This window comes from Bradyrhizobium ontarionense (genome assembly GCF_021088345.1).
GTDB lineage: Bacteria > Pseudomonadota > Alphaproteobacteria > Rhizobiales > Xanthobacteraceae > Bradyrhizobium > Bradyrhizobium ontarionense.
Genome location: NZ_CP088156.1, coordinates 6,651,092 through 6,665,554 on the forward strand (window position 1 = coordinate 6,651,092; position 14,463 = coordinate 6,665,554).

The 14,463-nt window shown below is 61.2% G+C and carries 5 protein-coding genes; 4 read left to right on the plus strand and 1 reads right to left on the minus strand.

Going from position 1 to position 14,463, the window contains the following annotated elements; translation table 11 throughout:
- Nucleotides 1-10 precede the first annotated feature (10 nt).
- On the minus strand, nucleotides 11-1,690 hold the full coding sequence (locus LQG66_RS29315; protein WP_231319320.1) for a cyclic peptide export ABC transporter: 1,680 nt from the start codon (nucleotides 1,688-1,690) through the stop codon (nucleotides 11-13).
- A 326-nt stretch (nucleotides 1,691-2,016) separates the two neighbouring features.
- On the opposite strand from LQG66_RS29315, the gene LQG66_RS29320 reads away from it, so the two are divergent.
- From LQG66_RS29320 to LQG66_RS29335, 4 genes are all read left to right on the plus strand, one after another.
- Nucleotides 2,017-5,415 (plus strand): non-ribosomal peptide synthetase, encoded by a 3,399-nt coding sequence (locus LQG66_RS29320; RefSeq protein WP_231319321.1) that lies wholly within the window; start codon nucleotides 2,017-2,019, stop codon nucleotides 5,413-5,415.
- Nucleotides 5,416-5,500: 85 nt separating this feature from the next.
- Nucleotides 5,501-8,890 carry a non-ribosomal peptide synthetase gene (locus tag LQG66_RS29325; protein ID WP_231319322.1) on the plus strand — a complete coding sequence of 1,130 codons (3,390 nt, stop codon included), beginning with the start codon at nucleotides 5,501-5,503 and terminating at the stop codon, nucleotides 8,888-8,890.
- A 23-nt stretch (nucleotides 8,891-8,913) separates the two neighbouring features.
- On the plus strand, nucleotides 8,914-13,533 hold the full coding sequence (locus LQG66_RS29330) for a type I polyketide synthase (protein WP_231319323.1): 4,620 nt from the start codon (nucleotides 8,914-8,916) through the stop codon (nucleotides 13,531-13,533).
- A gap of 23 nt (nucleotides 13,534-13,556) precedes the next feature.
- Nucleotides 13,557-14,462 carry an alpha/beta fold hydrolase gene (locus LQG66_RS29335; RefSeq protein WP_231319324.1) on the plus strand — a complete coding sequence of 302 codons (906 nt, stop codon included), beginning with the start codon at nucleotides 13,557-13,559 and terminating at the stop codon, nucleotides 14,460-14,462.
- Nucleotide 14,463: the final 1 nt, after the last annotated feature.

The following is a 14,463-nucleotide window of genomic DNA, read 5'->3' on the forward strand; positions in this document are numbered from 1 at the left end:
CGGGTGCCGACTATGGAGGAAGAGAGGCGAGATCATTGTCCGCGCCGGATGGGGCGTTCCCGCGAATTTGCATGGGCGCGGCCTGATCGAGGACGACGACTTTGTCGGCGAGGTGAAAATAGCGGTCGTCATGCGTGATCGCGACAACGAGCTTCCGACGCGATTTGAGCTCCCGCAAGAATTGCCTGTAGAAGAATTCCTTGAAGGCCGGATCCTGGTCGGCGGCCCATTCGTCGAAGACACAGATCGGCTTGTCCTCGATACGCGCGAGCGTGAGCGCGAGCCGCTTACGTTCGCCGAGAGACAGAGCGGTCGTCGTGGACAACAGGCCGCCCGTCTGGACTTGCACCTTGTGGCCGATCTTGAATTGGTCGAGCAATGGCGCGACGTGCCGGGCGTGAAAGCCTTCATCGGTCTGGATCAATTGATCGAACAGGTAGAAGTCGCTGAAGATTGCCGAGAAGTGCTGGCAATACCAGTTCCGGTTTGCATCTTCGACAAGGGTCTCGTTGAGCCGTATCTGGCCTGCGGTGGGGGTGTAGAGACCGAGCAGCACCTTTGCCAGCGTCGTCTTTCCGCTGCCGTTCCGTCCCGTCACAAAAACGATCTCGCCGGCGTTCAGGGTCAGATCGATGGGGCCAAGCGCGAAGTAAGGTCTCTGCGGGTCCGCGTGCTTTGTCGTGTAGTCGGCGGTGACGCCCGAAAGAGAGAGCGATGTGATCGCTCGCAGATGAGAAAAATTGCCGGCCTCGTCGCTCGTGACAGTGTCATATGCGAGCTCGAGCCTCAGATCGAGCTCATTGAGCCGGCGAACGGACTGATTCGCGTCGCGGAGCCTTCGGATCAGATCCCGAATGCCCGACGCGGTGCCGACGATGTAGATCACCGAGACGCTGTAGGTCGTGAACAAGTGCCGATCAGTGCGACCGTTTGCAGGTAGAAAAACCGCGAGCCCCAGAGCGAGGAAGAACAAGGATTGCGTGACCGTGGTCGAGCCGTTGAAATACAGGGACTGCGCCTGCGAGGCCCGAAATAGCTGGTTGGAGCGGTCGCGAAACGCCTCGAGCACCTGTTGCTTCCTGGCGGCGTTAAGCTTGATCTCCTTGGCTCCGCTGACCAGCGATCGAAAGATTTTCACCAGATCGTCGCGGCCCTTGATGGCTTCGTCGACGAACTTCATTTCGCGAGCCTGCAAGAAATAGAAAAGCAGTCCGCCCAGCCCGACGAGGCTCATTATGATGAGCAGTCTCAACGGGGAGAGCCAGCCGAGATAGCCGAGGCACGCCATCAAGATACTGATGTCCGTGCACAGCAATGCAATGATCGGCGGCGTTGCCGCGATCTTGCCGACCTCGTCAGTAAACGCCGAGACCAGTTTTGGACCTCCGATGCGCTCAAGGTCGCGCAGCGGAGCCGCAATGATCTGCTCGGCAAGCCTCGCGTGGATCTGGAAAGCGGTGCGGCGTCCGAGTTGCGCCAGAAAGAAGCGGGACATCCAGCGGGTCGCAGTGACACACAGTGCCGCAGCCACGAATTGGAATAGATGCTCTTGTGGGTTCGCATCGGTCGCGAGAACTCTAAAAAGCACCCCTAGCGTGATGATGGTCATCAGTCCGCCGATCGTGCTGGTCAGAATCGCAAGTCCGAATTGCAGCGGCGACCGCCTGGCGAGTGCTCTGATCAGATCCATGACGAGTGCTCAAACCTGCCGCGATGCCCTAAGACCGGTCCTTGGCGAGTGAAGCGACATCTTGATGTCTCTGCGACGACGAGAGAATGAAGGGGCTGGGAGCGTCACGAATTCTGTTCTGTGGCCGGCTCCAATTTCCCGTCGCACATCTGTCCAGACGCCCTGCCGAACATTCGCGCCGCCGGTCGACGTGATGGGGCTGAGGCTTGAATGCGTGAACCATCGAGACGGTTCGATGAGGTAGCTTTTTGACAATGACTCGACGAGAGGTTGCGCATCCAAAAGGAGTATGTTTTAATGTTTTTACTGTCAAGTAGTGGGCGGCCATGTCGGGTTCGAAAGTGTCGGCTCGGATTTCCGATCTATCATCGGCGCAGCGAGCCCTTCTCGAACAGCGAATTCGCGGCACATCCAGCGATGTCGGAGGGAATGAGAGCCGTGTTCAGCTGAACATTCCGCGGCGCGCCGAAGGCGTGGTGACGCCGCTTTCGCTGGCGCAAGAAGGGTTGTGGCTGCTGACGCAGGCGATGCCCGATACGGCGGCCTACAACAATTTCGGTTCGCTGCGGTTGCGAGGTGAGCTGAACAGAGAGGCGCTGGCGGCGAGTTTGACGGAAGTGGTCCGCCGCCACGAAGTGCTTCGGACGAGGTTTGGCGTCATTGACGGGGTACCCGCTCAGGTTGTTCTGGCATCGACGCCGCTTTCGCTTGATGTGACCGACTTCACCGGCGTGGCAAAGAGCGAACAGCTGCGGGTGGTGCGCAATTGGGCGATCGAGCAGGGGCGGCGTCCGCTCGATCTCGCGCAGGGCGAGGTGTTTCGGGCGCATCTTCTCCAGCTCGACGTCAACGTGCATGTGTTTTTGCTGACGGTGCATCATATCGTCTCCGACGGCTGGTCGTTCGGGCTCCTGTTCCGCGAGCTGCTGCTGATCTACAATGCGCTGTCGCAGCAACAGGACGTGCGGTTGGCACCGCTGCCGATCCAGTACGGCGACTATGCGGCCTGGCAGCGCAATCAGCTGCATGGGTCGCATCAGGAAATGCTGCTGGTGTATTGGCGGGAGAAGCTGCACGGCGTTCCGCTGTTGCTCGATCTGCCGACGGACCGTCCGCGGCCACCGGTTCGCAGCCTCGAGGGGGACTGGCTGAGTTTTGAACTGCCGCCCGACCTGACGGAACGGATCCGGATCTTTTGCCGTCAGCAGCGGGTGACGCTGTTCATGGTGTTGCTGGGCGCCTACGCGGTCCTGCTGCAGCGTTGTAGCGGAAGTCGCGACGTGTTGATCGGCTCGCCGGTTGCCGACCGGCCGTTTCCGGAGGTGGAAGGCCTCATCGGGTTGTTCGTCAACACGCTGGTGTTTCGAGCGGACTTTGCCGACGACCCGACGGTGGCCGAATTCATCAGCCGGATCAGAACGGAGACGGTTCGTACCTACGAGCATCGCACGATGCCGTTCGACAGCCTGATCGGTGCGCTGCGCATTCCGCGTGAGCAAAGCCATTCGCCGGTGTTCCAGACCACGTTCGCGCTGCAGCCACCGCGCTCCGTTCCGCTCTCGGTTCGCGGCCTTGAGGTTACGCCGGCGACCGGTGTGTATACTGGGTCGAGATTCGATCTCACCCTTGCAGTTGATGACAGCAGTGTCGGACTTATGACACGATGGGACTACTCGCGTGATATCTTTGACGCCAGTACGGTTGGCCGACTGGCCAGGCTTTATACCGATGTGCTCGACGCGATAACGGCAGCGGCTCCGAACGCTCGGGTCTCCGATCTTCCCCTCAAGACATTGACTGACACGTGGACACCCAAAGGGCGCCCTGTGCAGACCGCGAGAGTTCCGGTTGGTGCGGATGGGGCGCCGGGAGGCGTGGCGGAAACGCTGAGCAGCCGCTTCGCCATGCAGGTGAAAATGCGTCCCCGGGCCATGGCCGTGGTCGATGAAGGTTGGGCATGGACCTACGCGGAGCTTGATGCCGAGGCGAACAGGGTTGCGATGGCGTTGCGTGCCGAGGTTGCGGGCAGGGGGGCGATGGTCGCATTGCTGTTTGAGCACAGTGCGCCGATGATTGCCGGAATCCTCGGTATTCTGAAGGCCGGCTGCGCCTATGTACCCTTGAATCCGTCGCATCCGCCCGAAAGGCTTCGATTCATCCTGCAGGATACCGGAGCTGTTGCGCTCGTCACCGCTGAGAAATCGGAGCGGGTGAGAGAAATCTGCGGTTCCTTGCCGTTGATCGTGACCGGTGGAGCGCTCGCAGAATGCGCGGGGTCACTTCCCAATCGGACCCCGGAATCGCTCGCCTATGTGCTGTACACCTCGGGGACGACGGGCAGGCCGAAGGGGGTGGTGCAGAATGACCGAAATGTTCTCTACTTCATTGACGCTTATGCGGCGGCGCTGTCCATCAAACCGGAAGATCGCCTCAGCCTGATCGCGTCTTACGGCTTTGATGCCGCCGTCATGGACATCTTCGCGGCCTTGTTGAATGGCGCGTCCTTGTATCTGCGAGACCTCAGGCGATCCGGCTACAGTGACATGTCGCGCTGGATCGAACGCTGCAAGCTGACCATATGGCATGCAACGCCAACCGTCTTTCGCCTGGTAACGCCGGGGTTGACCACGCATTCGTCCGCGACGCTGCGCCTCGTCGTTCTCGGAGGAGAGGAGGCGTTGCCCGCCGATCGTACTCTGCTCAAGGCGCATCTTCCGCGCGGCTGTACACTTGTGAACGGTTATGGGCCGACGGAGGCGACCTTGGTGTCCCAACAGTTCATGCGCGTGACCGATGAGCAGTTCGATTCGGTGCTGCCGATCGGGTTTCCGGCTGCAGACACGGATGTTGTGCTGCTCGACCACCTGGGCCACCCGACCGAGCTCGTCGGCGAGATTGGCGTGCGGACGCCGCACGTTGCGCTCGGATACCTCAATGCGCCGGCTCTAACCGCCGAGCGATTTGTCCCGTCACCGTTTGGTGAAGGTGAGCGGATCTATCGGACGGGCGATCTCGCGCGGCGACGTTGGGATGGTCGCCTCGAATTTCTGGGACGGCGCGATGACCAGATCAAAATTCGCGGGCATCGGGTCGAGCCCGGGGAAGTCGCGGCAATCTTGACCGGCTGTGTCGGCGTTGGTCAAGCCGCTGTGCTGGCGAAAGGTGATAGTCCCGACGACAAGCATCTCGTCGCCTTCGTGGTTCCGACCAGGGACCGGGCGCCGGACAGAGGGGATATACTGGAATATCTACGTCGCCAATTGCCGGAATACCTCGTCCCGACGACGGTCATCTTCCTGGATCAGTTGCCGCTGTCACAAAACGGCAAAGTTGATCGGCGCGCATTGTTGGCGATGCCTCTGGAGGAGGCGCCCCCGCGACCGAGCTCGGTTGCGCCACGCGACGCGACCGAGGAGCAGATCGCGGCCGTTTGGGCGGAGGTGCTCGGCCATCGATCATTCGGCATCGACGACAATTTTTTCGATCTCGGTGGAGACTCGCTACGATTGATACGGGTCCACCATCGGCTAAGCGAGCAACTGCGATGCTCCATGCCGGTCACCAAGCTCTTCGCATATCCGACTATTCGCGCGCTCTCCGAGCATCTTGTTGGAGCTCGCGACGACGCGGAGAGCCTGCGTGCGAGCGCGCGCCGTGGGCAGGCGCGCGAGAAATCGATGATCAAGCGGCGATCCTCGCGAAAAGGATCTGATGCCTCGTCGTGATGGCGACCGTCGATGTTTCTTGACATTGGTTTACTTCCGAGAGGCACAATGTTAGGTTGCGTAGAAAATTTGGTGGAGGCCGTAGATGTCGGGTTCGAAAGTGTCGGCTCGGATTTCCGATCTATCATCGGCGCAGCGAGCCCTTCTCGAACAGCGAATTCGCGGCACATCCAGCGATGTCGGAGGGAATGAGAGCCGTGTTCAGCTGAACATTCCGCGGCGCGCCGAAGGCGTGGTGACGCCGCTTTCGCTGGCGCAAGAAGGGTTGTGGTTGCTGACGCAGGCGATGCCCGATACGGCGGCCTACAACAATTTCGGTTCGCTGCGGTTGCGGGGTGAGCTGAACAGAGAGGCGCTGGCGGCGAGTTTGACGGAAGTGGTCCGCCGCCACGAAGTGCTTCGGACGAGCTTTGGCGTCATTGACGGGGTACCCGCTCAGGTTGTTCTGGCATCGACGCCGCTTTCGCTTGAGGTGACCGACTTCACCGGTGTGGCAAAGAGCGAGCAGCTGCGGGTGGTGCGCAATTGGTCGACCGAGCAGGGGCGGCGTCCGCTCGATCTCGCGCAGGGCGAGGTGTTTCGGGCGCATCTTCTTCAGCTCGACGTCAATGTGCATGTGTTTTTGCTGACGGTGCATCATATCGTCTCCGACGGCTGGTCGTTCGGGCTCCTGTTCCGCGAGCTGCTGCTGATCTACAACGCGCTGTCGCAGCAACAGGACGTGCGCTTGGCACCGCTGCCGATCCAGTACGGCGACTATGCGGCCTGGCAGCGCAATCAGCTGCATGCGTCGCATCAGGAAATGCTGCTGGCGTATTGGCGGGAGAAGCTGCACGGCGTTCCGCTGTTGCTCGATCTGCCGACGGACCGTCCGCGGCCACCGGTTCGCAGCCTCGAGGGGGACTGGCTGAGTTTTGAACTGCCACCCGACCTGACGGAACGGATCCGGATCTTTTGCCGTCAGCAGCGGGTGACGCTGTTCATGGTGTTGCTGGGCGCCTACGCGGTCCTGCTGCAGCGTTGTAGCGGAAGTCGCGACGTGTTGATCGGCTCGCCGGTTGCCGACCGGCCGTTTCCGGAGGTGGAAGGCCTCATCGGGTTGTTCGTCAACACGCTGGTGTTTCGAGCGGACTTTGCCGACGACCCGACGGTGGCCGAATTCATCAGCCGGATCAGAACGGAGACGGTTCGTACCTACGAGCATCGCACGATGCCGTTCGACAGCCTGATCGGTGCGCTGCGCATTCCGCGTGAGCAAAGCCATTCGCCGGTGTTCCAGACCATGTTCGCGCTGCAGCCACCGCGCTCCGTTCCGCTCGAGGTTCTCGGGCTTGAAGTCGAGCCATCGACCGGCACCTACACCGGATCCAAGTTCGATCTCAGCCTCACCATCAGCGAATTGTCGCGAGGCTCGCTCTACTGCAAGTTCGAATACTCGACGGAGCTGTTCGACGAACGCACCGTCAGGCGGTTCTCCGAACGCTTCAGAACGACGATCGGCGAGATGGTTGGTCGTCCCGCCGATCGGGTATCCGACTTGCGGATCATGTCGGAGGACGAGAGCCGCAAGATTGTCGAAGACTGGAACGCGACCGCGGCACCGTATCCGGATGTATGTGTGCATGACTTGATTTCCGAACAGGCCCGGCGGGCGCCCGACGCCGTCGCACTGGTTTGCGGAACGCGTCATGTGACCTACGGCGAATTGGACAGACGTTCAAACCAGCTCGCCCATTACCTGAGGCAGCTCGGGATTGGCCCCGACGTCATCGTCGGACTGAGCGTTCAGCGATCGCCGGAAATGATTGTTGGCCAGCTGGGCATCCTAAAGGCTGGCGGGGCATATCTTCCGCTGGATCCCGAATATCCAGCTGCGCGGCTGAGCTTCATGCTCGAAAACGCCGGAGTGGGTCTGGTTCTGACTCATGCGTCCGTCGTAGACCGGCTTCCGTCCTGGGATGTCAAACAAGTCTTGATTGACAAGGATTGGCCGGCGATCGCGACCCAACCGGAGGCGGCGCCCAGCAAACTGACGCACCCTGACAATCTTGCCTACGTCATCTATACCTCGGGCTCGACAGGCGTGCCAAAAGGCGTGATGGCGACGCATCGCGCCACCGTCAATCGGATCGAGGCTCAAAAATATCTCGATCCGTTCTGTGCGACGGACATCTGCTGCCAGAAGACGGCGGCAAGCTTCGTCGATTCGGTGTTCGAAATACTTGGACCATTGTCGTCGGGGCTGCCGATCGCGGTGATCGGCGAGAATGTGGTCCGGGATGTCGATGCGTTCGTTGGAGAATTGCAGGACGCCGGAGTTACCCGTCTGATCGTCGTTCCCTCGCTGCTGAAAGTGCTGCTCGCGGCAGGTGGAGCGCCTGAACGACTCAAGGCAATTCGAAGCATCACGACGAGCGGCGAGCCGATTGGGAAAGACCTCTGCGAGCGCGTTGCGGAGGTGCTGCCTGGCGCTCGCTTAATCAATCTGTTCGGCTCGTCCGAGGTGGCAGGCGACGCAACGGGTTGCGTGTTGGTCCCAGGCGATATCGACTCCGGAATCGGACGACCTCTGTCCAATACGCAGGCCTTTCTGCTGGACGACAAATTGAGGCCGGTGCCGATCGGGGGCACCGGCGAGATTTATGTCGGCGGCGTCGGCCTCGCGCGAGGTTATCTCCGACAGCCGCGCCTTACCGCGGAACGGTTCGTGCCCAATCCTTTCGCCGTCGGCGAACGGCTTTACCGTACAGGTGATCTGGCTCGCCAGCGCTCGGATGGCTGCCTGCAGTTCCTGTCACGACGCGATCATCAGGTCAAAATCCGCGGCGTGCGTGTCGAGCTCGGCGAAGTCGAGGCGACGTTGCGGGCTCATCCAAACGTCGGCGATGCCGTATGCGGTGTCCGGGAGGACGAACCAGGAGATCCCAGGATCATTGCTTTCATTGTTGCTCGCGCCGGGAGTGTCGACCACGCCGAGCTGCGCGCGTTTGCCAAGCAGACGCTTCCTGAGCACATGTTGCCGTCCCGCACGGTCTGCATGCCGGAATTGCCAAGGCTCCCGAACGGCAAGATCGATCGCAGTGCTCTTCCGGCCCCCTCGATGGAAATGGCAGCAATCAGTCCGCAGTTTGCGTCACCCGGCAGTGACGTGGAGCGCACGATAGCGGAAGTCTGGCGTGAGGTACTGAAACTCGATCGGGTCGACATCGATCACAACTTCTTCGACCTCGGCGGGCACTCCATTCTTCTCGTCAGTGTTCACAGCCGGCTGACCGCGCTGCTGCCGCTCCCGGTGTCGATCACAACGCTGTTCCAATTTCCGACGATCCGTTCGCTCGCGGCGCATTTGACCGCGCGCGATGGAACCGAGAACCAGCTGGACGTTGGCCGGGCACGCGCTGGAATTCGTCGCGATTTGCTCGCATCGCGGCGTGCCGCAAGGCCCGGCTCGTCCGAACTTACCAGGAGCCGATAACCGTGACAGACTCACCGCGGGACATGAGCATTGCAATCATCGGCCTGGCAGGTCGCTTTCCCGGCGCGCCGACAGTTGCGCAGTTCTGGAAAAATCTGGCCGAGGGAGTCGAGTCGATCAGCGAGTTCAGCGTCGACGAGCTGCGCGCAAGCGGTATCTCCGAAGCCGAGCTCGCGGACGTCGGCTACGTGAAGGCCGGGGCACCGATATCGGATGCCGATCTGTTCGACGCCGGCTACTTCAACATCAGTCCGAAAGAGGCCGAGTTCATCGATCCCCAGCAACGCATCTTTCTTGAATGCGCGGTGGAAGCGCTCGAGTCTGCAGGCTGCGATCCCGCGTCCTTTGGCGGAGCGATCGGCGTATTCGCCGGAGTCTCCAGGAGCACCTACCAGCTCTACCTGTCCCCGGGCGTCTGGCGGGAAGTGCGGGCTTCTCCGGTTCTGCAAACGCTTCTGATCTACGGCAACAACGACGACTATCTCTCGACGCGTCTGTCGTACAAGTTGAATCTGCGGGGGCCGAGCATCACGGTCCAGACTGCCTGCTCGACGTCGCTCGTGGCCGTTCACTTCGCCTGTCAGAGTCTTCTGTCCGGCGAGAGCGACATTGCGCTTGCCGGCGGCGTATCCATCCAGAGCAGCTTCCGGAAGCGCGGCTACCGCTACACGGAGGGCGGCATCTTGTCGCCAGACGGGCACTGTCGCCCGTTCGACGCGTCCGCCCGCGGGACTTTGTTCGGTGATGGCATTGGCATCGTGGTATTGAAGCGGCTCGACCGCGCGCTTGCCGACGGCGATCCGATACGGGCGGTCATTTGCGGCTCAGCCGTCAACAACGACGGAGCCGGCAAGGTTGGTTATACTGCTCCGAGTGTCGGAGGGCAGGCCGCGGTGATCGCCGAGGCCATGGCGATAGCTCATGTGTCTCCGGATACGATAGATTATGTCGAGACGCATGGTACCGGTACGTCTCTGGGTGATCCGATCGAGATCGCCGCGCTGAACGAGGCTTATCGCTCCCGCACGGACAAGACGGCCAGCCGGCCAATCTGGATCGGGTCCGTGAAGTCCAATATTGGCCATCTCAACACCGCGGCCGGTGTCGCCTCGCTCATCAAGACCGTCCTGGCGATGGAGAAGGGTATCATTCCCGCCAGTCTCAATTTCGAACAACCGAATCCGAAGATCGATTTTGCTCAGACAGCCTTTCAGGTGGCGGCATGCGCCGAGACCTGGGCCAGGAAGACCCGGCCGCGTCGGGCCGGCGTCAGCTCGTTCGGGATTGGTGGCACGAATGCCCATGTCGTCGTTGAGGAGGCCCCGGCGTTCGATTCGACGGCGTCCGACCGACCGTCGCACGTGCTGCCATTGTCTGCGCGCACGGCGTCTGCGCTTGATGCGGCAACTCGCAATCTCGCTGAATATCTCGCCGGCGCCGATGTAAACATTGCGGATGTGGCCTACACGCTGGCGGCGGGGCGGACCTCGCACCACTATCGTCGCGCCGTGATCTGCACGCGAGGCGACGATGCAGTCGATGCGATCCAGACCGATGACCCGCAACGGATCATTGATCAAGCGCAGGATTTGTCCAAGGCCTCCATTTGTTTCATGTTTCCGGGCCAGGGATCTCAACGGCTCAACATGAGCCTGGGGCTCTATGAACACGAGCCCGTCTTCCGCCGCGAACTGGATCGGAGTGCGGAGCTGTTCGAACCGCATCTTGGTATTGATCTGCGATCGCTGCTGTTTCCGAGCGAAGAACAAGCTGCCGAGGCCGCTAGCCGCCTTACGGATACGCTGTTCGCGCAGGCTGCGATATTTGCCGTCTCGTATTCAACGGCACAGTTGTGGGCATCTTATGGCGTCAAGCCGGTTGCTATGATCGGACACAGCATCGGGGAGCTGGTCGCGGCCTGCATTGCAGGCGTGTTCAGCCTCGACGCCGCCGTCCAGATCGTCGCGACCCGAGGCAGGCTCATGCAGGATCTGCCGAAGGGCGGCATGCTCGCCGTTGCCTTGTCTTCGGACGACATCAAGGGATACCTCAACGACAATCTTTCGATCGCGGCAATCAACGGACCGTCGCTCTGCGCGGTTTCGGGTCCGCTGGATGCAATATCAGATCTCGAGACCGTGATCCGGTCGAATGATATCTTCTGCCAGCGGTTGCGCACATCGCATGCTTTTCACTCGGCGATGATGCAGGCAATGGTCGAGCCGTTCGTGGAAGTAATGGGCAGTGTTCCGCTCAAGGCACCCTCGATACCGTTCATTTCGAACGTTACCGGCGGTTGGATCACGGAGCAGGAGGCGACCGACCCGCGGTATTGGGGAAGGCATTTGCGGGAGGCGGTCAACTTCGCCGCCGGCATCGAAGAGATGACGCGAACATATCCCGGCGTTCTGATCGAGGTCGGCCCAGGCGGTGCGCTTGCCCAACTCGCGCATGAGAATGCCGCGGGACGTCCCCTGACGACGATCGTGAGCATGCCGCATGTCAAGGCAACCGCGCATCAGGTCGAAGCATTCGCGCGAGGTCTGGCGAAATTGTGGGTAGGGGGGCTGAGGCTGGATCTGTCGCAGCTCTACCGAGAGGAGAGGCGACGGAAGCTTCCGCTGCCGACGTATCCGTTCGAACGGCAACGCTACTGGGCGGGCTCCTCCCAAGAGGATCAGCCAAATCCGCCTCATGCGGACCTCGGCGGTGAGGGGACCTTTGTGCCTCTCTGGAAGAGGGTTGCGAAAGCGCCCGACCGATCGTCGCCGGCCGAGGCTCAGTCGTACCATTGGTTGGTCTTCATCACCGACGATGCCTTGTGCAACGAGTTCATGGCGTCGCTCAAGGGGCGTCATCCTCATGTCACGACGGTCAGCGCCGGCAGCGGATTCAAGCAGGTATCGCCCTCCGCCTTTGAAATCGCGCCGGACCAGCCGCGGCAATATGAAGAGCTCGTGTCGAGCTTGGCGCGGGAGTCGAAGGCTCCCGATATCGTCGTCTATTTCTGGAGCGCGACTCAGGAGCCGTTGCGCTCCGCCACGGTGGAGAGGGCCGTGGAACGTGGATTTTTCGGTCTGATGAATCTCCTGCGGGCGTTGGGGAACGGAGACCCTGGCCTGCCCCTGAAGCTTGCAGCGATAACGATCGACACGCAGAGTGTGACCGGTGACGAGCAGTTGTCGCCGATCGGCAATATCACACGCGGACCGTGCCAAGTCGGCAGCGTCGAGTATGCCAACATGTCCTGCAGGATGATCGACATCTCGCGGAAGGACCTTGCGGCGACGCGACGCGGGGAACTGATCGAACGGCTCATCTACAGTATTCCCGCCCAAATCCCGTCAACGGTTTGCGCATATCGCGGCGGGCACCTTTGGATGCCGATGTTGGAGCGAATTTCGCTCGACCCGTGCGCTTCGGATGATCCGTCGCTGCGAACCAATGGGGTCTATCTGATCACCGGCGGTACTGGAGGGCTGGGGCTTGCCATTGCGAAATCGATGGCGGAGCGCAAGCCGGTGAAGCTGGTTCTGGTATCCCGCTCGTCGTTTCCTGCGCGTGATGAGTGGAGCGGCTATCTGGCGTCCGAGCGCGGAAGCAAACGCGAAGCACGCGTCATCGGGCAAATCCTGGAGATCGAGAAGCTGGGCTCGGAGGTGATGCTCGGTTCGGCAGACGTTGCAGATATGTCTGCTATGCGCGCGCTGGTGCGGCTTGCGGAGGCGCGATATGGGCGAATCCACGGCGTCATTCATGCCGCCGGGCTCGGTCGGGACGAACCTATCATGACCAAGAGCTATCAATCGGCGATCCCCGTGTTGGTGCCGAAGATAGCCGGGACGCTGGTCTTGGAGCGCATCTTCGCGGATCGCGGTCTCGACTTCCTGGTCCTGTTCTCGTCCGTCAGTGCACTGGCGGGCTTCGTTGGGCATGTCGACTACGGTGCTGCCAACGCGTTCCTCGACGCTTTTGCCCAGCGCGGTTCGCCACGCGTTGACAAGACAATCTCGATCAACTGGGACGCTTGGAGCGAAACCGGTATGGCCGCGCACGCCAGCGCAGCGCTTCCCGATAAGCTGAGGACAACCCGGGAGGAATATCTCAAGCGCAGCATATCCACCGCAGAAGGCGTCGACCTGTTCCATCGTATCCTCGCGGCCGGAATCCCGCAGGTCGCCGTATTGAAGCATCCGTTGCGTGATCCGGCCGCGGCCGCAGCGGCGAGGGCGCCCGCCGCGCCTGTCAGCGCGGCATCGACGGAGCGGCAGCTGAAGACGGAAGTGCGAGCTCAGGCTCAACAGGCGCCAAAGGCTGTCAGCGCCTTGCGTTCGACGCGCCGCTATCCTCGGCCGAATCTGCTGACGCCGTTCGAGGAGCCGCGCACCGAGCTCGAGACGATCGTCGCAGAGCTTTGGGCAGAATTGCTGAACCTGGAGAGAATCGGAGTCAACGACGATTTCTTTGAGCTTGGAGGTCACTCTCTGCTTGCTCTGCAGCTCATCCCGAGGCTCCGCAACCGATTCCAAACCGATATCTCGCCTGCCGATGTCTTTGGATATCCCACGGTAGCGAGCATGTCGTCGTTGATTGAAGAAAAGCTGGTCGCTGAAATCGAGCAGATGGAAGATGAGGGGGTCTGATCGGAAGGGCATCCTGAATCCGAATGCTTGCCGGCGGTGAAATCCAAGAACGAAACGGTGTGATTTTGCGAAGCAGCCACATTGCGATCCGTGACACCGGCACGCTTCGCCTCCTTCACTGGAGCGAAACGGGACCGCCCTGTCTCCTGCTGCACGGGTTCGCCGATTCTGCCGACGTCTGGAGCGAGTTCGCGCCGTTTCTTGCCGCGAATTTTTGTACCTTTGCCATGGACCTGCGCGGCCACGGCGATTCGAGCTGGAATCGTGATTCTGCATATCAGGTCGCATCCTTCGTCGAAGACCTGGATGCGGTGCTGCAGGCAATCGATGGCGAACCCGTTACGCTTGTCGGGCACTCGTTGGGCGCGGAGATCGCGATCTTGTTCGCTGCCGCGTCCATGCACCGAGTGGCCCGTCTGGTCATTGTCGATTTTGGGCCGGAAATCGGCGCTGCCGCCGCAGATCGGCTCCGTGCCGAATTCGTTTCGATGCCGCGCCGCTTCAGGTCGGTCGCCGAGTACGAGGAATGGTTGATTGAGAGGCGGCCGCTGGTCGATCGGAAGGTACTGGCCCGCTTTGCCTCGAACAATCTGCGGCAAGTCGCGGGCGGATTTGAAATCAAGGCCGACCCCGCCTTGGCTGAACGGCCTCAGTTCGGCGAGCCGATGGTCAGGCAGGATCGTCGACATGATCCCATGCTCTGGGCCGCTCTCGCCAAGGTGAAGTGCCCGTGCCTCGTCATAAGGGGGCAGGGGTCCGCCGTGCTGCCCGCCGACGTCGCGCGACGTATGGCCACCGCGGTGTTGGCCGACGGCCAGCTGGCGATTGTCAACAGAGCGGGCCACGGTGTGGTCATGGAGAACGCGGCCGGCCTGTTTGAGGCGACCAGAGGCTTCTTGCTCGGACGAGGCGCGCGAGACAAATCATAGG